The organism is Sinorhizobium sp. BJ1 (genome assembly GCF_002531555.1).
Lineage (GTDB): Bacteria > Pseudomonadota > Alphaproteobacteria > Rhizobiales > Rhizobiaceae > Sinorhizobium > Sinorhizobium fredii_B.
In genome coordinates this window covers 332,980-353,595 of sequence record NZ_NWTH01000005.1, presented here as the reverse complement: position 1 = coordinate 353,595, position 20,616 = coordinate 332,980, and the positions used below count along the sequence as shown (strand labels likewise).

The following is a 20,616-nucleotide window of genomic DNA, read 5'->3' as shown; positions in this document are numbered from 1 at the left end:
ATTGCGATCATGCCGCTGAGAAGCGGGCACAGCTCAAGCCGACCGCGTTAGCCGCCGTTCATCTCACGGAGCCTTGTAATGAATTCCTGCGGCCTTAGCCAGATGCCCGGGGTCTTATACCCCATGGAGCGCGCAATCTCCGCCACGAAGGCATTACAGTTGTAGACCGACGCATGCCAGACGCGCGATTTTTCCTTCAGCTTGCGTATGAAGGCGACGACCTCGTTGTATTCTGCCTCGGTCAACATGATACGCCAGCTTGCCGACCTGTATTGCTCTTCCAGATCGCCATCGCTCGCTCCGGTCTCGGCCGGCACCGGAAGGAAATGACCAAATACATAGGGAGCGGCGTCATTGGTCGCCGGAGCGAGACCCGCAACCTCGGGGCTGATCATCGCCCCCGACGCATTCGTGCGGCCGAAAACTGCGTAAGTGTGGCCGTAGCTCAACGCATAGCGCGAGCGGAATTCGATGAAGTACCCTTGCTCTCGGGATTGGGAAACCAGCTTCGCCGGCCCGCCATTCTTTTGGCTGCTCGACACGTAAGCGGGTAGGGGGCCCTTGTCTTGCGTCTGGCACGCTGTTGCAGCGAATGCGAGTAAGAACACAGGGAGGATACGGCTTGCTGCAGATGTCATCACGTCACTTCGCTCTGTCGCCGAACTTTATTTTAGCAGAACTTTGGCCGGCTTGGGCCGATCAGTGGCGCTCTTTGACCGTCGGCCTTGCGCTGATTCGGTCGTAAAGGCGCCCCGTGGAAGGCGATTGGAGCCTCCCACGGAGCAAATTTAGATTTTATTTATAAACAGGGGCAGGTTCTACTGCCGGCTCTGCTGCAACTGGCGGCGGAGCCTTCCCTTTGCCCTTGCCGATCGTATCACAAGCCGTCAGGCCGGCGACAGAAAGCAACGCAATCATCACGATCAGAATTCTGCTCATCAAGTAGTCCTTTCCTCAATAGTCGGAATGGTTTATCGAAGGCAACACTCGAAGTAATAGTGGCGATTTGCGCCTAGGCCTAGTGCAAGAAGGACACAGTTGGCATCAGCTTTGTCGGTGCGGAACTGTTCAACGGGTACTTCAACACACATGGCTTGATTATTTATACCAAATACGCGCGCAAACACCATCAGATGATCAATACCGTGGTCCCGACGGGGGTCCGACTGTAGAGATCAACGATGTCGTCGTTCGTCAAGCGGATGCAACCGCTCGATACTGCCTGGCCGATCGTCCATGGTTCGTTCGTGCCGTGCAGGCGGAACATGGTGTCATTCCCGCCACGATAGAGGTAGAGAGCGGACGCACCAAGCGGATTGTGTAACCCGCCTGAGACGCCCCCCGCATACTGACGCAGGTGCGGTTTCCGTTGCATCATGTTTTCGGTGGGTGTCCACGACGGCCACTCCGCCTTTCGGCCGATCGTCGCCTTGCCCTTGAGCGTGCGTCCTTCCTCTCCGACGCCGATGCCGTAGCGCATCGCCCAGCCGCCCCCTTGGACGTAGTAGAGATAGCGTTGCTCGGTGTCGACGACGATCGTTCCCGGTGCCTCGCCCCCGTGATAGGCCACTTCCTGCCTGCGGTAGCGCGGGTCGATACGCGTCCTGGACGCGATGGAGCTTTCCATCGGTCGCGAAATCGAACTGCATCCAGTGACCAACAAAGCCAAACTACCCAACACGAGCATGCGACGCGTAACGTGGTTCTTGTCCATCTTCACCTGCTGAGAAATTCGTGAGTCCCCATTTTGCGTATTTAACACCGCTGCGCGTGCCGGCCAAGCCTAGCATCTCAGGCGGGCACAACGATGTGAATTTGACGTTCAAAATCAGGACGGTGGCTGGCTCGATTCGACACACACGTGGCTTCACTGCGTCGAATCGGTCGACTGATTCGCGTCTGACTTACTCCTCTCAGTGTTCGATTCTTGCGGCCGCGGACGCCGAATCGTGAACGGCTACGACTGCTGACGCCTGCGAATCATGGGGCAGTCCAGCTGCGCGGATTGATTAAACCCTTGCGGCAACCACCTGTGTCTGCTCGACTAGGAGTGGGAAGAGGTAAGAAGGATAGAAAGCATGAAACTGGGCTTCGAGGGCAAGGTCGCCATCGTCACCGGCGGCGGTTCGGGAATCGGCGCCGCCATCTCCCGGCAATTGAGCGGCGAGGGGGCGGAAGTTGTCGTGGCCGATCTCAATCCCGATGCAGCCCAGCAGATCGCCGAAGAGATCCGCTTCAATGGAGGCCGAGCCCGTCACTTCACGGTCGATATCGCCGACCCCCACGCCGTAGAGCGTTTGGTCGACTTCACTGTCCAGGAGTGCGGAGGCCTGAACCTGGCCGTCAACAATGCCGGCATTGAAGGCGTCCGGAAGCCGACCGCGGACTATCCGCTCGACGATTGGGCGCGCGTGATCGATGTCAATCTGAACGGCACGTTCTTTTGCATGAAACAGGAGATCGCCGCGATGCTGGGACGGGGAGGAGGCGCGATCGTCAACGTGACGTCGATTCTCGCCTCCGTCGGCTTGCCAACGGTATCGGCATACACCGCGGCAAAGCATGGGGTTGTCGGCCTGACCAAGACGGCAGCGATCGAATATGCGCGCATGGGCATCCGTATCAACGCTGTCGGTCCCGGATGGATCGAGACGCCGCTTCTGTCGGAGCATGCCGAGCTGGCGAAGACCCGGCGGCTGGAGGCCCTTCAGCCAATGGGCAGGCGCGGAATGCCGGAAGAGGTGGCGGCCCTTGTATGCTTTCTCTTGTCCGACCAAGCGAGTTTCATCACCGGCAGCTACCATCTCGTGGACGGCGCCTACACGGCTCACTGACGGTCATGAAGGTGCTGCGCTGCAGCTCGCGATGTCGTCGAGCGATTGGCGAGCGAATTGCTGCCTTATAACGGATTTGATACTCGCCAGAAGGGCTTGGCGATCTCTGCCTCGACCTGCCGTCTCGTCAGACCGATATCGTCGATCAAATGGGGATCGTCCTTCAACTTCTGCTCGAGCTCCCACCGAAAGCGTATCCGCTCGCCCCAGGTCGCGATAATGCTTCGCAGGGTCGCTAGGCTGTAGTGCCGATGCGAGACTTCCGCCAGCCCCACGGGCGTTCCCGGCCGCGCCGCCTGGTGCGGGGCCGACGCGAAGGTGGGAGTATTGTTCATGGCAACCTCCTTATGGTTTGAGGGTCCGGGGGCCCTCGACCTGAAAGAGGATGAATTCTGCAGGATGCGAACAGCGTCGTAATTAAGCTCTCCCAAAAAGTTCTCAAAAACTTCCAAACGGACTATAGATGCGGCCTATGCAGGGATCGCGTGTTGCCTTTGGTCCGTTCGTGCTTGATCCGGGTGCGGGAACGCTCCTCCGGAACGATGATCCCGTTGCCGTTGGCCATCGCGGGCTGAAGCTGCTTGCGGCGCTCGTCGGACGGCCCGGCGAAATCCTGGGCAAGGCCGAGCTGATGGACGCGGGTTGGCCGGGCACGGCCGTCGAGGAAGGCAACCTCACCGTCCAGATCGCGCAGCTCAGAAAGCTGCTTGGTCCGGCCGCCGACGGCGGTGAATGGATCTCGACGGTTCCGCGCGTCGGCTACCGCTTCACGGGGGTCATCGAACGGCTTGGTGGCGCGAGGCGAAAACCTTTGCCGCTGCCCAGCAAACCATCGATAGCCGTGCTGCCCTTCGTGAATATCAGCAACGACCCCGAGCAGGAATCCTTCGCGGATGGGTTGACCGAAGACCTGATCACCGACCTGTCCAGGAGCTCCGGTCTGTTCGTCATCGCACGCAACTCGGCCTTTGCCTACAAAGGAAAGGCGATGGACGTCCGCGAAATCGCTGAGGACCTTGGCGTGCGCTACCTGCTGGAGGGGAGCGCAAGACGCGCCGCTGGGCGCGTGCGCATCAACGCCCAGTTGGTCGACGCGGCGAATGGCGATCATCTATGGGCGGAACGCTTCGATCGCAGCCTGGAAGATATATTTGCCGTTCAGGACGAGGTCACCGGCAAGATCGTGGAGGCGTTACTCGGCCGGCTGCGCGCACCGCCGCCGCGCAATCGGCCCAAAAATCTCGAGGCTTACGATCTCTGCGTGCGGGCTCGCAAGCTGATGGATGATTCGCCACAGACGGCGCGGGAAGCGCATCTGATGCTCACGCGCGCGGTTTCGCTCGATCCGGGATACGCGGAAGCCTATCGTTGGCTGGCGATGAACCACTGGATGGGATGGGTGCATTGGGGCGAGCCAATCGAACCAAACCGTAGCGTTGCCTTGGAACTGGCGCGAAAAGCTGTAGCGATCGATCCCAACGATGCAGGCTGCCGCTGGGTCCTGGCCAACCTGCTTGCCTATGAGCGCAGCTTCGCCGACGCGGACGCGGAATTCGCCAAGGCGATCGAGCTCGACCCGAACGAGGCCGACACCTGGGCGACATTGTCCGACATCGCGGTCTTGGCCGGGCGGGTAGAGGAGGGCCTTGAGCACATTCGCAAGGCGTTCCGGTTGAACCCGTTTCCGCCAAGCTGGTACTATCTGACGCTCGGCCAGACGCAATATGCGGCCGGCGAATACGAGGCCGCTGTCGAGACACTGCGCAGGGACGAGACTTATCGTACAAGCTCACGCCGTTTCCTGGCGGCAAGCCTTGCCCAACTGGGCCGGCTCGACGAGGCGCGCGCAGAGGTCGAACTGTTCCTCGTCAGCAACCCGCATTTCACAACCCGCCACTGGGCCACGACGGAACCATTTCGCGACGCTGCGACGCTTGAGCATTTCGTCGATGGATACCGCAAGGCCGGTCTTCCGGAGTGACGCTCCGGCGTGATCGAGGGCGCTGTCCTCGAGTATCTGGTTTGAGATGTCGAACAAGGCTTACATCTCGGTCACTCGTAACGGCGCCTTCGCACCTTTCGTGCGACCTACTCCTCAAAGCGACCCGTGGCGTCACGATCGCGTTCGTATCGCCTCGTGAGCGGAAACGGCGGCAACCAGGATTCGCGACGGATGATCCAGCTTTCGTAGGTTGGCATCAGTTGATCAGGGGCATCCAGGGAACCGAGGTTCACTTCGATTTCGTCTGCGGTGCGTGCGAAAATGGTCGAGCCGCAGCGGGGACAGAAAAACCGCCCGGCGTAGTCGCGTGTTTCGCCATTGATCGTCACCGCATCCTGAGGGAACACCGCGGAAGCGTGAAAAAGGGCGCCATGATGCTTGCGGCAGTCGAGACAGTGACAAAGGCCAACCCGGTATGGGAGTCCCGACGCCACAATTCGGACGTTGCCGCACAGGCAACCGCCGGTGAATCGGTCCATGCTGCGTCTCCTTTAAAATGAAGCGGTCCGAATGGTTACGACGAACAGCACCGTCATTGCAATTGCCCGCTGCGCGCGGTGACGCGTCGTTCTTCCGTAGCGGGCGATAGTGATCATCGCTTCCAGCCGTATGGAGCCTATCAGATGACACACCTGCATCCCCACCCAAACCGAGGCCCGATAAGGCTCTGACGAGCCTAGGGGTATAGCGAGGCTAAACCAAAGGAGAATATAAGCATCCTGGGCGGTTTCGAAGTCGAGGATCGGCTGAAGGCAGCCGTGCAGAAGATCGCCGTGGAGTTGCTTGCCGCTACACTGAGGGAGAAGGCTGCGAAGGCAAAGGCGTCGCATCTTCAGGTCGGAGACCTGTTGACGACGGCTTAGCGTAAGTGGGGCTCTCTGATCGGCTGGGGTATAGATCGATGCGCCTCCAATCGATCGATCACACGGTGGCGCAGCTGCGGGTGGCGCCTGAGCTTTCGTAAGCGTCCTCGACGCTCCTTGCTGATGTCGTCGGCGATGCCGCCGTAATAGCCGCTGTATTCCGGAAACTCGCGATCATGGAAGGTGTTGAGCGATAATCTTCGCTCGGACATGCAAAAATCCGCACCGCCAGCTCTGATCCGATCCAGCAGACGACGCACCTGGCGGGTGCTCAGATCGAGCACATGGGGGTCGGTTCCGGCACGGGGCGAAATGACACCTTAAGCCGATGCGATCTGTTTATCGGGCGCCTCGATCATAAAACGTGCGCGATATTCACTTGGGCTAATACCGACTTTCTTTCGAAAGTGATGCCGAAGCGTATGAGAGCTTCCGAAACCCACTGTCATCGCTACCGCCTCCATTCTTGCGTTGCCTTGGCACAGCAAACGCTTCGCTTCGTTGACGCGTTCGGCGGCGACCCAATCCCCTGGGGTCTGTCCCGTGGCTTCAGAAAACCGGCGTAGAAATGTTCGCGTGCTCATCCGGGTTTCATGTGCCATTCGCTCGACGCTCCAGTTGTTCGTGAGATCGGCACGTATTCTGTCCAGAAGCGGGGCGATTTCCAGCCCTTCCCGGATCGGAACAGGACGCTCAAGAAACTGCGCCTGCCCCCCTGTTCGGTGCGCGGGCATCACGAGACGTCTAGCGACGGAGTTCGCTGCAACCGCCCCGAAATCCTGCCTGACGATCTCGATCAGGAGGTCGATCCCGGCCGCGCTACCCGCTGACGTGTGGATGCGATCATGCGCACGATAGAGCGACGCGTCATCGACCTCGATATCGGGATAATGTTCGCGGAGCTTGTCAGCGTAGCGCCAGTGCGTCGTTGCTGTCCCACCCGAAAGCAGACCTGTCGCGGCCAGAACAAATGCGCCGGAACATATTGACGCGAGCCGGGCTCCGCGCATGTGAGCGGCACGAAGCTGCTGGCATAGTGTCTTTGGAACGGGAACGTCGGCGCCCTTCCCACCCGGAACGACAACGATGTCGGCTTGCTCGATGACCTCTGGTCCATGGTGCGCCACGATCAGCAAACCGCCATGGGCGCGCATCGGTCCTTCATCGACCGCGCAACTCGCAAAGCGATACCATTCTGATCCCATTTCTGGTCGAGAGAGCCCGAAGATTTCGGCGACGATGCCGAATTCGAAGGTGCAAAGGCCATCGTAAAGAAGGGCGACAACGAGTGGTCCGGTGAGGTTTGGCATAATCTTTACGTACATTGTCATTCACGCCAATTGCAAGCGTGGCGGCAAATCGTAGACAGAGAGAACAAAAGAGACCGATATGACCACATCCGTTACAGCTGTCCCGCCTGCACCGAGCGCGCTCGCCCGCGAACACTTCGCCGCTGAATTTGCCTTTGAATCCGATTGCTGGGACGTACACGAGGCCCTGGAGAAGGGTGCTGATTTCGTACTGCTCGATGTGCGTAGCCCAGCGATGTTTGCCAAAGGCCATGTGCCTGGCGCGATCAATCTTCCTCACGGCAAGATCGTCCGGTCGAAGATGAGCGTCTGGCCTGAGGATACGATATTCGTGACCTATTGCGCCGGCCCACATTGCAACGGTGCGGCACGTGGTGCTTTGCGTCTCGCTGAGTTGGGGCGCCCAGTCAAGATCATGGCCGGGGGCATCACCGGGTGGATCGATGAGGGTTTCAGGCTTGAAACGGTCGAAAACACATGACTCGAGTAAGGGGTGCTTTGCCGGAAGATGCCGCACAGTTGCTGGATTTGATCCGACAACATGCCCTCTTCGAGCGGGCGACCGCGCGCGTGACCGAAGCGGGGCTTGTCTCCATTCTTAGTACCGATAAGCCGCTTACACATCTTATCGTAGCCGAAGATGGAAAAAGTCTGATCGGCTATGCGGCAGTGACATTTGACTATGCATTGTGGACCGTTTGCCGCTTTGCTCACCTCGACTGCCTGTTCGTGCGCGAAACGGCGCGCGGACAGGGAATCGGAAAGCGTCTCTTTGAGCGCGCCTGCTTGCTGGCCGAGGAAGACGGTGCGGAACGGATAGAATGGCAAACGCCATCATGGAATCTGGATGCAATCCGATTTTACCAACGCGAGGGCGGCACAGGTCAACCAAAAATACGTTTCAGCAGGCATGTCAACCAACCGGAAGGATCTGGTGGTTCCGGCCGACATTAAGAAGGCATACCCAACCGATTTTTCGGTGGCCGTCGCCGAACGACGAAACGAAGGGCCGTGGGGAATCTAATCCAAGTGCAACATTGACGTGTGAAGGGTAGGGCACTACGCGCATTCGCGCAAATGCGCCATGAACACCTCGGCTGGTGTCCGATAGCCAGGCACTTCCTGGGCAGCGAATTTAGATGGTGGGCAAGGGCGACAAGCTGCTGCTGGCTGACAGCGGATAGGTCCGTATCGCTCGGCACAAAGCGGCGGATGCGCTTATTGGTGTTCTCGACCGCACCTTTCTGCCACGGTGAATTTGGATCGCAGAACCAGCTCTTGGCGCCGATCCCATCTTCCAAAGCCCTGAAACCGCGAAACTCGGTACCACGGTCGAAGGTGAAGCCCTGCCGGGCAAAGGCGGGTAGCGGTGAGAAGGCATCGACGATCTTGTCGATGAGCGGCCGAGAGTGGCGGCTGCCATTCTTGATCATCACCGTGGAGCGGCTTTTGCGCTCGACCAGCGAGGTGACATTGGCTTCACCGAGGTCGCGCCGGAAGATCAGGAGATCGCCTTCCCAATGTCCGAACTGCGAGCGATCGGCAATAAAATCAGGACGTTGGCTGATCCTGCAATCAAACGGGATCGAGCCGTCGCGGGGCTTGCGGGAGCGGCGTGGGCGGCGCTTACGGCGGCCTTCCGGCAGATGCTGATAAAGCTCCCGCGCATCATCTTCCTTGCAATAGATGAAGCGGTAGATCGTCTCGGTGCAGACACGGACCGCGCTCACACCGTCGGCAAGCAGGCGGCCGGCGATCTGCTCCGGCGACCAAAGTGCCTTCAGTCGATCGATAATCAGCTCACGCAGCTGCGGGTGGCGCCTGAGCTTGCGCAGACGTCGCCGACGCTCCTTGGAGAGGTCGTTGGCGATGCCACTGTAATAGCCGCTGTATTCGGGAAACTCAGCATCATGAAAGGTGTTGCGCTTCAGCTCGCGGTAGATCGTCGAGCGATGGCGCCCGAGTTGCCGGGCGATCTCACCGACAGGAACCTTGCGTTCCATGAGCTGATGCAAACGTCGGCGATCGGCAAGGGCGAGCTGCGAATAGCACTGCGACATACAAAAACTCCAAGGGACAAGCCATTGTTTTTATTGGCATGTCGCACTTGGAAATAGAATGCACCCCGCTACACACAACATGTCACAGCTATTTAAAGATGAGACAAAGTAGTCAACTTAGAAATGCGACACCATCTTATTCCTTAGTACTGCGTTTGCAAGTTGCTATATTTACCAAGTACGAAGACGCAAGCCGCCGACCGGGTGGAGCTGGTCAGGGTTGCATAGCCCGGTCGGCGGCGGATGGCTCCAGCTGCAAGATAAACTTTAGCTTGGACATCCCGATCACTCCGCCGCTTTCAGCTGCGCAAGGGCTTGCTGGCGTCGGGCGATGACCACCGGATCCTTGGTAAAATCGGTCTTGCGGCCAGGCTTCGTGCCGCGCTTTTGGTAGCCATTGCTCTGACTGCCGTCGCGAATGCCGAACATATGGTCCGTCTGGCCGGTGCGACGCGGCCCGCCCTTGCTGCGCTGTTGCTCTCGTCCGGCCTGCATCTCGGCCACCAGCGCCAGCATGTCATCAAGGCGCTTGTTCTCAACCACCTCGGAGCGGTGCACCGAGCGCAGCGTGTCGAAGGTTCTGTAGGGCAGGGACGTCCCCTCATGGGTGATCTCGAGGCGACCATCGGGATAGTCGCAGACAATGAGCTTCTGGCCGGCCAGCGCCGTGGCGAAATCCGTGGATCGAGGATGAACATCACCTTGTCATAGCGCAGCGTCAGCGACTGCGACAGCTTGCGGATCTCCTTGCGGCACATGGCGCCATCGAGGTTCTCATGCGCGGCAAACGGCCGATGCATGTCCTTCGGATTGCGCGGCGCCTTGCCAAAGCGACGATTGAAGTCGGCCATGAACGCCGGCGCATAGGCATTGGCCGCCGCGATCGTGTCGATGCCGCGCAGCCGCAGTTCCTTGACGAGGCGATCCTGCAGCGTCTGGTTGGCGCGCTCGACGCGGCCTTTGGCCTGCGGGGTATTGGCGCAGATGATGTCGATGTTGAGTTCATAAAGGGCCCGGCCGAACTGCGTCAGGCCACTGGTTCTGTCCTTCTTGGAAGCATGGGTGGTGCGGAAGATGCCATGCTTGTCGCTGTAGAAGGCGATCGGCTTGCCCCATTGCTGCAGGTAGGCCTTCGTCGCGTGCAGATAGTCGAAGGTGCTCTCCGAGGCAGCAAAGCGTAAGTGCAACAGCTTGCCGGTGGCATCGTCGATGTAGACGAGCAGGGCGCATTTGGGACCGCGGTTCTCGAACCACCAATGAAGCGAGCCATCGATCTGGACCAGTTCGCCGAAACAATCGCGCCGGCCGCGCGGCTGGAAAACCCGCTTCTTGCGCTCGCGTCGCGACACCCAGATGCCGGCTTCCATCATCCACTGACGCAGCGTCTCCTTGCTGACGGAAATCCGGTGGCGTTCGAGCAGCTTCTCGGCGGCCAACGTCGGTCCGAAATCCACGTAATGCTCACGCACCAGGTCGAGCACCAGGTTGCGGAAATCCTCGCTGTGGCACCGGTTGCTCGGCCGGCCGCGCTTCTTCGAGACGAGACCGTCGGCGCCGACCAGGTCATAGGCCTGCAACAGCCGATGCACCTGACTGCGACTGAGACGAAGCAACTCGGCCGCCTGGACGACGCTCAGGCTACCACCGCGAATCCGCTGGATCAGTTCAAGACAATGCAATTCCTTCTGCGACATGGTGATCAAACAAGACATGACGACTCCGAACGCTCATGGTCTCAACCACGCTTCACGTCGCCAGTCTTCCTTCCAAACCTTGACGTTTGACCAGCCTCCCAAGAGGCGACGACTGTCGCATCTCTAACTGGCTCATATGTCGCATCTCTAAAATGCCGCTACACAACAAGGTCGCATAAGATAGATTATGGAACATGCAATACGTGGCTAGAGGCCGCACGTCCCAATCTAAATCAACATCTTGCAGGCAAATTCTGTCAGCGGACTTTAGGCTTCTTCCGTCGATGGCATATCGATCTCGAACTCCAGCCGCATCATGTCGTAGGCCGGCTCGACATGCTCCGGCGTCTCGTCGAGCACAACGTCGTAATCCAATGGCACATGCATGTGGGTCAGCACCGCGCGCTTCGGCTGCAGCCGTTCGATCCAGCCAAGCGACTGCACCAGCGACAGATGACTTGGATGAAATTTGTACTGCAGCGTGTCGAGGACAAGCAGATCGAGCCCACTGAGCTTGTCGACGGTTTCGGCCGGAAAGTCGCTGACGTCGCTGCAATAGGCAAAATTGCCGATGCGGAAGCCGAGCGAATGGATATTGCCGTGGAACTGCAACAACGGCTGGAATGCAATCGGCCCGCCGGCGCCTTGAACGGTAAACGGTGGAAGATCTTCCGGCATGACGTGCGGCTCGACGATCGGCGGATAGCCGCTTCCAGGCGGCGATTCCAGACAGTACCGAAATCCGTCGCGAATCCGCCCCATGGTAAAGGCGTCTGCCCAGATCGGCACACGCTTGCGATTCTCGATAACGAAGCCGCGCAGGTCGTCGATCCCGTGCAGATGGTCCGCGTGGGCGTGGGTATAAAGCACGGCATCGATGTGGCGGACATTGGCCGCCACCATCTGGGTACGGAAATCCGGCCCCGTATCGACGACCACGGTCGTCTTGCCGCCCTCCGGTGCGATTTGCTCCACGAGCAGAGCGGCCCTCGAGCGACGATTCCGCGGGTTTGACGGATCGCAGGCGCCCCAATCGCCGGTGATGCGCGGCACCCCGGGCGACGAGCCGCAACCCAGGATCGTAAAGACGCGCCGGAACGCCATGTCAAAGCCTCGGCATCTTAGCGAAGATCCGAAGGGCGTTTTCCGTGGTGATCTCCGCGATCTCCTCCTTCGAGACGCCGATCGTTTCGGCGAGCACTTCGGCCGTATGCGCAACATAGCCCGGCTCGTTGCGCTTGCCGCGGAAAGGCTTCGGCGCCAGATAGGGCGCATCCGTCTCGACAAGCAGCCGATCGCGTGGAACCGTTTTGGCGATGTCCCTCAGTTCCTGCGACTTCGGAAAGGTGAGAATTCCGGAAAAGGAGACGTAGCCGCCGAGTTCGACGCCGATACGCGCCAGTTCGGCTCCAGACGAAAAGCAATGGAGAAGGAAAGGAAAGGCGCCCTTCCCGGCTTCCTCCGTCAGGATCGCGGCCATGTCGTCGTCCGCCGACCGGCTGTGAATGACGAGCGGCAAGCCGGTTTCACGAGCCGCCGTTATGTGGCGTCGCAAGCCTTCCGCCTGGGCATCGCGCGGCGCGTTGTCATAGAAATAATCGAGCCCCGCTTCACCGATCGCAACGACCTTCGGATGCGCCGACAGGCGGACGAGATCCTTCGTCGTGACGTCCAGTTCTTCGTCGGCGTTGTGCGGATGCGTGCCGACCGAGCAGAAGACGTTCTCATATTCCTCGGCGATCGCCAAAATCGTCTCGAACCGTTTCACACGGGTCGAGATTGTCACCATCTGGGTCACGCCTGCCTGCCGGGCGCGCTCGATGATCGCGTCGCGCTCAGCGTCGAAGTCCGGAAAATCCAGATGGCAATGCGTGTCGATCAGCATGGGTTCGCTCTCGCTTACGCTTCCGGCGCGACGTAACGCGGGAAGACCGGCTTCGGCGCCTCGAGCGGCGTTCCGGGCACCAGACGGCCGGACTCGCCGAGCTCGGCGAAACTGCGCTTTTCCGCAGGAACTGCCAGCAGATCCAAGAGCTTACCGGCCGAGTCCGGCATGAAGGGTTGCAGAAGGATCGCGATCTGACGCACGACCTCCGCCGTTGCGTACAGCACGGTCGCCATACGCTCCGGATCGGTCTTCTTCAGCGCCCAGGGCTCCTGGCCCGCGAAATAGCGATCCGTCTCGGAAACGACGGCGATGATCGCGGCAAGCGCGCGGTGGATGAGCTGCTTGTCCATTTCCTCGCGCGTCGCCTGGAGTAGCGAGTCAGCGGCAGCGAGCATTGCGCTATCCTCTTCCGTCAGCGCTCCGCACGCCGGGATCTGGCCGTCGCAGTTCTTGACGATCATCGATAGCGAGCGGCTGGCCAGATTGCCGATCCCGTTGGCGAGGTCGGAGTTGATTCGGGTCGCGATCCCCTCCTCGCTGTAGCTGCCGTCCTGGCCGAAGGAGACTTCCCGCAGGAAGAAATAGCGGATCTGATCGAGGCCGAAATGCTCGACGAGGTTGAACGGATCGACCACGTTGCCGAGCGACTTCGACATCTTCTCGCCCTTGTTGAGCAGAAAGCCGTGCGCGAAGACGCGCTTCGGCAGCGGCAGTCCGGCCGACATCAGGAAGGCCGGCCAATAGACGGCATGAAAGCGAATGATGTCCTTGCCGATGACGTGGATATTTGCCGGCCAGAACTTTGCTCGCGGCCCTGATGGATCGGTCAGATAGCCCGTCGCGGTGACATAGTTCGTCAGCGCATCCACCCAGACATACATGACATGGGAAGGATCGTTCGGGACACGGATGCCCCAATCGAACGTCGTGCGCGAGACCGACAGATCCTTCAGGCCCGACTTGACGAAGGAGATGACCTCATTTCGCCGCTCGGCCGGGCCGATGAAATCCGGGTTCTCCTCGTAATGCTTCAGGAGCTTTTCCTGATAGGCCGACAGGCGGAAGAAGTAGCTTTCCTCCTCCACCCACTCGACCGGCGTTCCCTGAGGCCCGTAGCGCACGCCGTCGCCGCGCAGTTCCGTCTCATTTTCCTGGTAGTAGGCCTCGTCGCGGACGGAGTACCAACCGGCATAGGAATCCTTGTAGAGATCGCCCGCCTCGCCCATGCGGATCCAGATCGCCTGCGATGCCTCGTGATGTCGCTTCTCCGTTGTGCGGATGAAGTCGTCATTCGATGCGTTAAGCAGCTCGGCCATCTTTTCGAACTCGGCAGAGTTGCGGTCAGCGAGCTCCTGCGGCGAGATGCCTTCCTTCCGCGCCGTCTGCTGCATCTTCTGGCCGTGTTCGTCCGTGCCGGTCAGGAAGAAGACCTCGCGCCCGTCCAGCCTCTGATAGCGCGCCATGGCATCCGTCGCGATCAACTCATAGGCATGACCGATATGCGGTTTGCCGTTGGGATAGGAAATCGCGGTGGTGATGTAAAACGGGGACGTGTCTCTCATGGCGGACTTCGACTTACCTCGGATCGGAAACTACCGCTGCTATTAGCGCATCGCCTTTAGGTAGGGAACCGCCGCGCCAGAAAAAGCCTCACCGACAAGTGTGCCGCTTTCTTCCGCGGACGTTGACATCTGCGGCCATCAGGAACAAAACAGAAACACGGAAAAAGGGGAAATGCCGTGCTAAGCGACCTCAAGGACAAATTCGAGAAGGCTTCGGCCGCCTATGCGGCCGAGCACGCGATCATTCGCGATCCGGATTGGTACATTCTGAAGCTGCAGGAAGAGCTGGGTGAGCTCACACAGGCATGGAACAAAGCGAGCGGTCGCGGCCGAAAGCGCGGCGCGCCGATCGAGGAACTGCGCCGGTCGCTTGCGGATGAAACAGCCGATCTCCTCGGCCACGTCCTGCTCTTTGCGCACAACAACGGTATCGACCTTGCCGCGGCGATCGAGCGGAAGTGGAAATTCAGGCCGGCCCTATAAGGCGTCCTTCAGATCATCGAGCAGTGACAGGATCGTCTGCTTGCGATCGAGATTGTACGCGTCGCTTAAATTCAGGCGCTCGGTAAAACTGCTGGAGAGCCTTGCAAAGCGCTCGGCGCGGCCGATGTCGCCGGCAATCGCCGCCTCGCGCGCCAGTCGCATCACACGCCCCATGAGGAGCGACGAGAAGAAGTCGTAGATCGTTTCGCCATCCTTCGCCGAAAGGATATCGGCAAGCTTGTGCATCTGCTTGCGGACAGCTGGCCCCTGCCCTCTAATGACGTCCTCGAAGGCGGCGGCGATATCGACGCCGCCATAGTTGATCAGCTTCAGCGCCTCCGAAACGCTGCCGCTCGCCGCGGCAACGATCGCATCGGCGTTCGGACCCGTCATTTCGAATCCCAGATGGGTGAGCGCCAGGCGCATGGAGTCGGCCTCGAGCGGCTTCAGCCGCAGCGGCAGACAACGCGAACGGATCGTCGGCAGCAGCTTGCCCGGCGCGTGCGTCAGCACCAGGAAGAGCGAGCGGCGCGGCGGTTCCTCGAGAATCTTCAGAATGGCGTTGGCCGCATTGCGGTTGAGGTCGTCGGCAGGGTCGATGATGACGATGCGCCAGTTCCCCGTTCCCGATGTCTGCCCGAAGAACTTTCCGGCGCGCCGGACCTCGTCCACAGTAATTGCCCCTTTCGCCCTGCCCGTCTTCTCATCGACGGGGCGCGTCAGATGCAACAGGTTGTGCGACGCGCCGGAGGCAAGCTGGCGCGTGACGATCGAAGTCGGAACGGGGTCTGCGAGGTGCTCCGGCGCCTGCGCAGGCTCCGGATGGCTGAGCACATGGTTGGCGAATCGGAAGGCGAGCGTCGCCTTTCCAATGCCTTCCGGACCCTCGATGAGGATCGCATGGTGACCCTTGCCGGACCTGTAGCTCTGCGCCAGAAAGGCTTCGGCATCCCGATGGCCGAAAAGCTTGCTGTTTTCGACGGGAGCGACTGCCCCTTCGAGCACGCCGGGACGTTCCATCGTCATGACGCCGCTTCCACCCTGGACGGTTGCGGTTCGCCATCGCCCGGCAGCAGCGCTTCCACGTGCCTCAGCACTTCTGCGGCGATCACTTCCGGCGGACGCGTCGCGTCGACGACACGGCACCGTTCCGGATCGGCCTCGGCAATATCCAGGAAGGCCTCCCGGCGTTTCTCGTGCGTCTCCAGCTGCTCCTTCTCGAACCGGTCAGGCCCCTCATTGGCGGAACGGCGCCGGGCGCGTTCGAGCCCGACCTCTGCCGGCAGGTCGAAGATGATCGTCCGATCGGGAGTGACGCCGTTGACGGCGACGCGCTCGAGCGTTTCGACGAAGCCCGGCTCGAGATTGCCGGTGACCCCCTGGTAGACGCGGGAGGAATCCATGAAGCGATCGCAAAGGACGATCCTTCCCTGCTGCAAGGCGGGCCGGATGACTTGCTCGACATGATCGCTGCGCGCCGCCGCGAAGAGAATCGCTTCCATGCGAATGCCGAAGGGCTCCGCCGCGCCTGACAGCAGGACGTGTCGAACCGCCTCCGCGCCGATGGAGCCACCGGGCTCCCGGGTGGTCAGCACGTCATAGCCTCGGGCACTGAGCGAATCGGCAAGAAGGCGCATCTGGGTCGACTTTCCCGCCCCTTCTCCACCCTCGAATGTTACGAACAAACCCTTTGTTGGCGACACAAGTTCTTCCAGATCGGCGTGCATATCGGTTCTGTTTAGCCGATTGATCTGACGGAAGGAACCGCCAAGCGCCGCATTTGTCACAGCCAGAAGAACAGGAGTTCCTGAAGCGCATCGAGCGCACGGCTAGTGAGCGTGCCGGGTTCTACCGCCTCGGCCGTTTTGACCGGAACTTCCCTCAGCAGCTTGTCGCCGTTCCAGAGTTTGACGACGCCCACTTGCTGACCGGCCGCCACCGGCGCTGCCAGTGGCCATTTATAGACGATCCTCGCCGTCAGCCGTTCCGGATTGTTGACCGGAAGCAGCAAATCGACCGGGCCGGCGGCAACCAGCGAGACACGAGACGCTGCGCCGCCATAGACGCTCGCTTCGCCGATCGTTTCGCCATTGGAGAAAATGCGCCTTTTCTCGAAGTTCGTCATCGCCCAGTCGAGTACCCGGCGACTTTCTTCCGTCCGCTCCTTGTCGGTTTCGAGGCCGCCCATCGCCAGATAGACCCGGCGGTCGCCGCGCTGCATCGATGCGGCAAGCGAGAAGCCGAAGCCCTCCGCAAACCCCGTCGCCAGCCCGTCGACACCGACATTGGCGGCAATCAACGGGTTCTTGTTGCGCTGCAGGATCTTGTTCCATTCGAATTCCGGCTGCGCGTAGAGGCGATAGAAATCCGTATGCGCCTCGCGCAGATGGCGCGATAGCGCCACGAGTTCGCGCATCGTGATCCTGTTTCCCGGATCCGGGAGGCCGGTTGCGTTCTTGAAGGTCGCAACCGGCATACCAAGTTCGCGCGCACGTGCCGTCATCCGCTCGGCGAAGGCAGCCTCGCTGCCGGCCAGGCCCTCGGCGAGGATGATGCAGGCGTCATTCGCCAAGTGAACGATTGCACCTTGAACGAGGTCCGCAACGCGGATCTGGGATTTGATAGCAGCAAACATTGTGGACGTGCCGGAGGGCGCGCCGCCCGTGCGCCAGGCATGTTCGGAGACCGGGAAAACCGTCTCGGGCGTCAGTTCCCCTTTGTCCAGAGCCTCGAAGACCACCTCCATGGCCATCAGCTTGGCAAGCGAGGCGGGCGGTACGGGCTCATCTTCGCCGCGGGCAAAGAGCACGGTCCCGGTTTCCGCGTCGATGAGATAGATCTGCTTCGCCTTCGTATCGAAGGCCGGCGTTTGCGCCGCCGCCTCCCCCTGAGCAATCGCGGCCAGGATGCCCACGATCGCGAACCACTTCATGCGCATGAGAAACTCCGGTTTCTACACGGGCATAGCAGCGCAGACACCCCCGTTCAACCGGCGTCAACAGGATCAAATGGCGCCTTGCTGCCGCTTTGCATAGGCAAGGATCGACTCGGGCGTCAGCGGATTGGGGTCGACCATGATCGCTTCGAACGGCGAGGCCTTGTCGCTGACCCGCACTTCGACATAGGCCGCAGCATAGGCCAAGGTGCCGTCCGGCAGCGGGATCAATTCCGGTCTCTCGGTCGGGATCGGCCCGATCTCCGGCAGCAGCACGAACTCGGTCATCGAACGCGGCGTCGGAAAGCCTTGCGCCGGCGCGGCAAGGGCATTCACCGGGACTCCCGTGTCGAGCCGCGATTTGGCTGGGACAGTGACGGTGCCGAGGTCTTGCACCTGATTGCGCAACGGCTCGTTCGATGCGACCATGACACCCGTCGCGATCTGTCCTTCCGGCCTCACACCCGGGCTGCGATCGCCTTTGGTGACATAGGACGCCATAAGATAAGGCATGTCGTTGCCCTCGAGAGGTGCCCGGCCGACATATTGAACGCGGACCTTGGCACTTCCCTTGCGCTTGATGTCGAGCATGTCCGCCGTCTTCGACGATACATCGATGATCCGGCCGTATTCATAGGGACCGCGATCATTGACACGCACGATAACCGAAGTGCCGTTCTCCATATTGGTGACGCGGGCATAGCTCGGCAGCGGGAAAGTCGGGTGCGCGGCCGAGAGGTGATACTTGTCGTAGACTTCGCCGTTAGCGGTCATGCGACCGTGAAAGGCCGACCCGTACCAGGACGCGACACCGGTCTTGTTATAGCCGAAATCCTCTTTCGGCTGATACCATCTGCCCTTGACCTGATAGGCTTTGCCCACCTGATAGCGGCCGCCGCCCTTGGGGATGTTGCGGCCGGTGGCGACCCGGGGGCTGGCTTTGACCCCATAGACGGATTCGGCGAAGTACTCCGTGCTTCGCGACTTAGTCGTCTTGACACTGGATGCCGATCCGCAAGCGGCAAGTGCCGCGCACAGTAATGGAACGGCTGCGAGCCGTATTCCCCCCGCAAGGTATGCCGCTTTTCTATCGGAAGTCATCTGTCCCACAAGATCATTCGCAAAGCCGCACTCGAAACAATCCGCCCTAGCCCCCGCGGACATTTCGATGTTCCAAAAAAGAACAATCGAGTAATCATGACAACAACAAGGCGAAATTGCGAATTGATGGCGAAGACGCGATGCAAATCTCGCGTTATGGTTTATAAAGAGTAAAGCGCCGAAGCGGCACGCCGGCCAATGCCACCCCTGCGCAGTCCAATAAAATCATGCCGCCGCGCATCCTAAATCTTGCAAAGGCTTCCTGCTTCGGGCAATAACGCGCTGCCCGGAGGAGTGGCCGAGCGGTTTAAGGCACCGGTCTTGAAAACCGGCGTGCGTGAAAGCGTACCGTGGGTTCGAATCCCACCTCCTCCGCCATTTCCTCATTTTTGCCTCCCCTGCCCCATTTCTCAAATCGAGTACAAGGCGCATTATCGCCCCCGCCATGAAGGGGAAGGATCACAGCGAGCCGCCAACCGATTGCCGGGCCAGCGCTCAACGGCAAGCTCGGCAACATGAGCCCACGGCCATGACCCGCGAACCGCCGACAGCCGAGCAGATAGCCGGGATGATCGGCGAAATCCGCCGGCACGGTTTAGGACCGGCGGCGATAGCGCGCGAGGCGGGGATATCGAGGGATATTTATAGGATTGAGCAGGGCAACTCCGCGCGACCTCTTACGAAACCGTGCGCAAGCTTGAGGCGCTGCGGGATAGGGTATCGGCGAGCAACGATAACAGAATGCTCCGTGCTTACTAAACTTCATCAAAGTCACCCTCGTTGTCCTCAAGAGTAGCCTCAAGGCGTTGGAGCCTCGTGGCGACCCAAGGGTCCTCAGGCCTTGCACCTGCCAGACGTCGGATCGTTGTGTGCACAATACAAGCATCAAAGAGTTCATCGAGCGAGGTTCGCTTTGCTCTGTAGCCTGGCGGCATAAACAAAGCTGCCAACGTTGAGAGTGCCTCCAGAAAGTCGAGCTGCGCCGTGAGCGCGGTGCGCAATTCGCCGTCTCAGCGATCCGTGTTTGAAATCACGCAAATCGCTTCCACGTTTGGCAACCGCCTGACCGCCGTGCCGTCCAGCACCGCATCTCGATACCGAGGTAGCTCGCGGGAGAGCAAGGCTTGGGTTTCCTGCCGATCGAACACCTCGTTTCCTCTCGCAGGAGAGTGTTTTGCTGGGCCGTGAGCGAAGAGATGTTTGCGCAAGATCCACGGAACCAAGACGAGATCTCCGGCGGCTATCAAGGCTTCGATTGCGGCTCTAAGCCTAGCAACATGTTCGCTGTTGCGGTGCCCAAACCGGTACAAAGCAGCCCGCCGCGTCGTCGGCCAGCATATTCGCTGCGTCGCGGCCGACCAACCAATCTGTCTGTCTCAAAGGAGTGTTGCACTTCAATTTAGCAGACCGATAAAAATCGCCCGAATACGGACACGGCAAGCGCCAGCGCGTACAGCCGCTAGAAGTTAAAGTAGATGGTGACGCCCGATCGCCGGTGGTAGCGGTGATAGTGGCGGTAGTTGGAGTACCCGTAATGGCGAGGGTAGCAGTGACCGTAATATCGGCAAGAACGGCGCGCGTAACGTCTATTCCAGTGACGTTCCGCGCGCCAATGGCGGTGACGTCGGTGATTGACTTGCTCGACGGCGTCAGCCTGCACTTGCGCGGGTTTCGGCACGAAAATGGGTGCGGCGCTTAGCGGCAAGGCAAAAGACGCGGCCAGAATTGTGGCTGTGAGGGCCGATAAGAGCTTACTCATCATGGTATCCTCCTCGGTGGCTATCAGAGTGCGCCAGGGAGGCTGAACTGCGGATGAACGGCTGCTCTTGAGGTTGACCTGCTGCGAGCAATGCGGCGTGCGGGGTCGGTGTGCTGATATCCGGA

19 protein-coding genes, 1 tRNA gene and 3 pseudogenes are annotated in these 20,616 nt (G+C 60.1%); 6 read left to right on the top strand and 17 right to left on the bottom strand.

The window, feature by feature from the left end; translation table 11 throughout:
• Nucleotides 1–47 precede the first annotated feature (47 nt).
• The 3 genes from CO676_RS10165 to CO676_RS10155 all read right to left on the bottom strand — a co-directional run bounded on the left by CO676_RS10165 (nt 48) and on the right by CO676_RS10155 (nt 1,714).
• A complete protein-coding gene (locus CO676_RS10165; RefSeq protein ID WP_097520677.1) occupies nt 48–638 on the bottom strand; it encodes a hypothetical protein in 591 nt (196 codons plus the stop codon).
• A gap of 157 nt (nt 639–795) precedes the next feature.
• On the bottom strand, nt 796–939 hold the full coding sequence (locus CO676_RS10160) for a hypothetical protein (RefSeq protein WP_037383394.1): 144 nt from the start codon (nt 937–939) through the stop codon (nt 796–798).
• Nucleotides 940–1,129: 190 nt separating this feature from the next.
• Nucleotides 1,130–1,714: a L,D-transpeptidase gene (locus CO676_RS10155; protein WP_097520675.1), complete on the bottom strand. Its 585-nt coding sequence runs from the start codon at nt 1,712–1,714 to the stop codon at nt 1,130–1,132.
• A 364-nt stretch (nt 1,715–2,078) separates the two neighbouring features.
• On the opposite strand from CO676_RS10155, the gene CO676_RS10150 reads away from it, so the two are divergent.
• Nucleotides 2,079–2,834, top strand: coding sequence for a glucose 1-dehydrogenase (locus CO676_RS10150; protein ID WP_097520673.1), 756 nt, complete (start codon nt 2,079–2,081; stop codon nt 2,832–2,834).
• Between the two features lie 65 nt (nt 2,835–2,899).
• Here CO676_RS10150 and CO676_RS35180 read toward each other — a convergent pair whose 3' ends face one another.
• Complete coding sequence (locus tag CO676_RS35180) at nt 2,900–3,169, bottom strand: DUF1127 domain-containing protein (RefSeq protein WP_245424290.1); 270 nt, start codon at nt 3,167–3,169, stop codon at nt 2,900–2,902.
• A 137-nt stretch (nt 3,170–3,306) separates the two neighbouring features.
• Between CO676_RS35180 and CO676_RS10140 the strand changes: the two genes are divergently transcribed.
• Nucleotides 3,307–4,815: a winged helix-turn-helix domain-containing tetratricopeptide repeat protein gene (locus tag CO676_RS10140; protein ID WP_097520670.1), complete on the top strand. Its 1,509-nt coding sequence runs from the start codon at nt 3,307–3,309 to the stop codon at nt 4,813–4,815.
• Nucleotides 4,816–4,922: 107 nt separating this feature from the next.
• Here CO676_RS10140 and CO676_RS10135 read toward each other — a convergent pair whose 3' ends face one another.
• The 3 genes and pseudogenes from CO676_RS10135 to ftrA form a co-directional block, all read right to left on the bottom strand.
• Nucleotides 4,923–5,315 carry a GFA family protein gene (locus CO676_RS10135; RefSeq protein ID WP_014764706.1) on the bottom strand — a complete coding sequence of 131 codons (393 nt, stop codon included), beginning with the start codon at nt 5,313–5,315 and terminating at the stop codon, nt 4,923–4,925.
• A gap of 401 nt (nt 5,316–5,716) precedes the next feature.
• Nucleotides 5,717–5,887: pseudogene (locus tag CO676_RS10130) on the bottom strand (IS30 family transposase); the annotation flags it as partial.
• 132 nt (nt 5,888–6,019) lie between these two features.
• A complete protein-coding gene (gene ftrA, locus CO676_RS10125; RefSeq protein ID WP_097520835.1) occupies nt 6,020–7,024 on the bottom strand; it encodes a transcriptional regulator FtrA in 1,005 nt (334 codons plus the stop codon).
• A 64-nt stretch (nt 7,025–7,088) separates the two neighbouring features.
• Here ftrA and CO676_RS10120 point away from each other — a divergent pair, with 64 nt between their 5' ends.
• Nucleotides 7,089–7,490, top strand: a complete 402-nt coding sequence (locus tag CO676_RS10120) for a rhodanese-like domain-containing protein (RefSeq protein WP_014764710.1) — start codon at nt 7,089–7,091, stop codon at nt 7,488–7,490.
• Nucleotides 7,487–7,963 carry a GNAT family N-acetyltransferase gene (locus CO676_RS10115; protein ID WP_144051949.1) on the top strand — a complete coding sequence of 159 codons (477 nt, stop codon included), beginning with the start codon at nt 7,487–7,489 and terminating at the stop codon, nt 7,961–7,963. Before CO676_RS10120 ends, CO676_RS10115 begins: the two co-directional genes overlap by 4 nt.
• 105 nt (nt 7,964–8,068) lie before the next feature.
• Here CO676_RS10115 and CO676_RS10110 read toward each other — a convergent pair.
• The 5 genes and pseudogenes from CO676_RS10110 to metG form a co-directional block, all read right to left on the bottom strand.
• Nucleotides 8,069–9,069 (bottom strand): annotated as a pseudogene (locus CO676_RS10110) (IS30 family transposase).
• Nucleotides 9,070–9,354: 285 nt separating this feature from the next.
• Nucleotides 9,355–10,781 (bottom strand): annotated as a pseudogene (locus CO676_RS10105) (ISNCY family transposase).
• A gap of 249 nt (nt 10,782–11,030) precedes the next feature.
• A complete protein-coding gene (locus tag CO676_RS10100) occupies nt 11,031–11,867 on the bottom strand; it encodes an MBL fold metallo-hydrolase (RefSeq protein WP_097520668.1) in 837 nt (278 codons plus the stop codon).
• Between the two features lies 1 nt (nt 11,868).
• Complete coding sequence (locus tag CO676_RS10095; protein WP_097520666.1) at nt 11,869–12,648, bottom strand: TatD family hydrolase; 780 nt, start codon at nt 12,646–12,648, stop codon at nt 11,869–11,871.
• Between the two features lie 14 nt (nt 12,649–12,662).
• Entirely contained in the window at nt 12,663–14,213 is a 1,551-nt protein-coding gene (gene metG, locus CO676_RS10090) for a methionine--tRNA ligase (RefSeq protein WP_097520664.1), read from the bottom strand.
• Nucleotides 14,214–14,390: 177 nt separating this feature from the next.
• Here metG and CO676_RS10085 point away from each other — a divergent pair, with 177 nt between their 5' ends.
• Entirely contained in the window at nt 14,391–14,696 is a 306-nt protein-coding gene (locus CO676_RS10085) for a MazG nucleotide pyrophosphohydrolase domain-containing protein (RefSeq protein WP_014764717.1), read from the top strand.
• On the opposite strand, the gene CO676_RS10080 is transcribed toward CO676_RS10085, so the two are convergent.
• From CO676_RS10080 to CO676_RS10065, 4 genes are all read right to left on the bottom strand, one after another.
• The gene (locus tag CO676_RS10080) at nt 14,691–15,722 is read right to left on the bottom strand and encodes a DNA polymerase III subunit delta' (RefSeq protein ID WP_014764718.1); all 1,032 of its coding nucleotides are present in this window, start codon (nt 15,720–15,722) and stop codon (nt 14,691–14,693) included. The genes CO676_RS10085 and CO676_RS10080 overlap by 6 nt on opposite strands.
• Complete coding sequence (tmk, locus tag CO676_RS10075) at nt 15,719–16,423, bottom strand: dTMP kinase (protein ID WP_097520833.1); 705 nt, start codon at nt 16,421–16,423, stop codon at nt 15,719–15,721. The genes CO676_RS10080 and tmk overlap by 4 nt, the downstream gene beginning before the upstream one ends.
• A gap of 56 nt (nt 16,424–16,479) precedes the next feature.
• Nucleotides 16,480–17,634, bottom strand: coding sequence for a D-alanyl-D-alanine carboxypeptidase family protein (locus CO676_RS10070; RefSeq protein ID WP_014764720.1), 1,155 nt, complete (start codon nt 17,632–17,634; stop codon nt 16,480–16,482).
• A 66-nt stretch (nt 17,635–17,700) separates the two neighbouring features.
• On the bottom strand, nt 17,701–18,732 hold the full coding sequence (locus tag CO676_RS10065) for a septal ring lytic transglycosylase RlpA family protein (protein WP_041415450.1): 1,032 nt from the start codon (nt 18,730–18,732) through the stop codon (nt 17,701–17,703).
• Nucleotides 18,733–19,020: 288 nt separating this feature from the next.
• Here CO676_RS10065 and CO676_RS10060 point away from each other — a divergent pair.
• Nucleotides 19,021–19,110 (top strand) — tRNA-Ser (locus CO676_RS10060).
• A gap of 1,081 nt (nt 19,111–20,191) precedes the next feature.
• Here the strand turns inward: CO676_RS10060 and CO676_RS35985 are convergent.
• Entirely contained in the window at nt 20,192–20,491 is a 300-nt protein-coding gene (locus CO676_RS35985; protein WP_080605820.1) for a hypothetical protein, read from the bottom strand.
• Nucleotides 20,492–20,616 lie beyond the last annotated feature (125 nt).

Excerpts from the sequence above, each read along its gene's own strand:
- ftrA (WP_097520835.1), bottom strand. The coding sequence starts at position 7,024 with ATGTACGTAAAGATTATGCCAAACCTCACCGGACCACTCGTTGTCGCC.
- CO676_RS10095 (WP_097520666.1), bottom strand. The coding sequence starts at position 12,648 with ATGCTGATCGACACGCATTGCCATCTGGATTTTCCGGACTTCGACGCT.
- CO676_RS10150 (WP_097520673.1), top strand. The coding sequence starts at position 2,079 with ATGAAACTGGGCTTCGAGGGCAAGGTCGCCATCGTCACCGGCGGCGGT.
- CO676_RS10065 (WP_041415450.1), bottom strand. The coding sequence starts at position 18,732 with ATGACTTCCGATAGAAAAGCGGCATACCTTGCGGGGGGAATACGGCTC.
- CO676_RS35180 (WP_245424290.1), bottom strand. The coding sequence starts at position 3,169 with ATGAACAATACTCCCACCTTCGCGTCGGCCCCGCACCAGGCGGCGCGG.
- metG (WP_097520664.1), bottom strand. The coding sequence starts at position 14,213 with ATGAGAGACACGTCCCCGTTTTACATCACCACCGCGATTTCCTATCCC.
- CO676_RS10080 (WP_014764718.1), bottom strand. The coding sequence starts at position 15,722 with ATGACGATGGAACGTCCCGGCGTGCTCGAAGGGGCAGTCGCTCCCGTC.
- CO676_RS10070 (WP_014764720.1), bottom strand. The coding sequence starts at position 17,634 with ATGCGCATGAAGTGGTTCGCGATCGTGGGCATCCTGGCCGCGATTGCT.
- CO676_RS10160 (WP_037383394.1), bottom strand. The coding sequence starts at position 939 with ATGAGCAGAATTCTGATCGTGATGATTGCGTTGCTTTCTGTCGCCGGC.
- CO676_RS10155 (WP_097520675.1), bottom strand. The coding sequence starts at position 1,714 with ATGGACAAGAACCACGTTACGCGTCGCATGCTCGTGTTGGGTAGTTTG.
- CO676_RS35985 (WP_080605820.1), bottom strand. The coding sequence starts at position 20,491 with ATGAGTAAGCTCTTATCGGCCCTCACAGCCACAATTCTGGCCGCGTCT.
- CO676_RS10135 (WP_014764706.1), bottom strand. The coding sequence starts at position 5,315 with ATGGACCGATTCACCGGCGGTTGCCTGTGCGGCAACGTCCGAATTGTG.
- CO676_RS10165 (WP_097520677.1), bottom strand. The coding sequence starts at position 638 with ATGACATCTGCAGCAAGCCGTATCCTCCCTGTGTTCTTACTCGCATTC.
- CO676_RS10100 (WP_097520668.1), bottom strand. The coding sequence starts at position 11,867 with ATGGCGTTCCGGCGCGTCTTTACGATCCTGGGTTGCGGCTCGTCGCCC.
- CO676_RS10120 (WP_014764710.1), top strand. The coding sequence starts at position 7,089 with ATGACCACATCCGTTACAGCTGTCCCGCCTGCACCGAGCGCGCTCGCC.
- CO676_RS10140 (WP_097520670.1), top strand. The coding sequence starts at position 3,307 with ATGCAGGGATCGCGTGTTGCCTTTGGTCCGTTCGTGCTTGATCCGGGT.
- CO676_RS10115 (WP_144051949.1), top strand. The coding sequence starts at position 7,487 with ATGACTCGAGTAAGGGGTGCTTTGCCGGAAGATGCCGCACAGTTGCTG.
- tmk (WP_097520833.1), bottom strand. The coding sequence starts at position 16,423 with ATGCACGCCGATCTGGAAGAACTTGTGTCGCCAACAAAGGGTTTGTTC.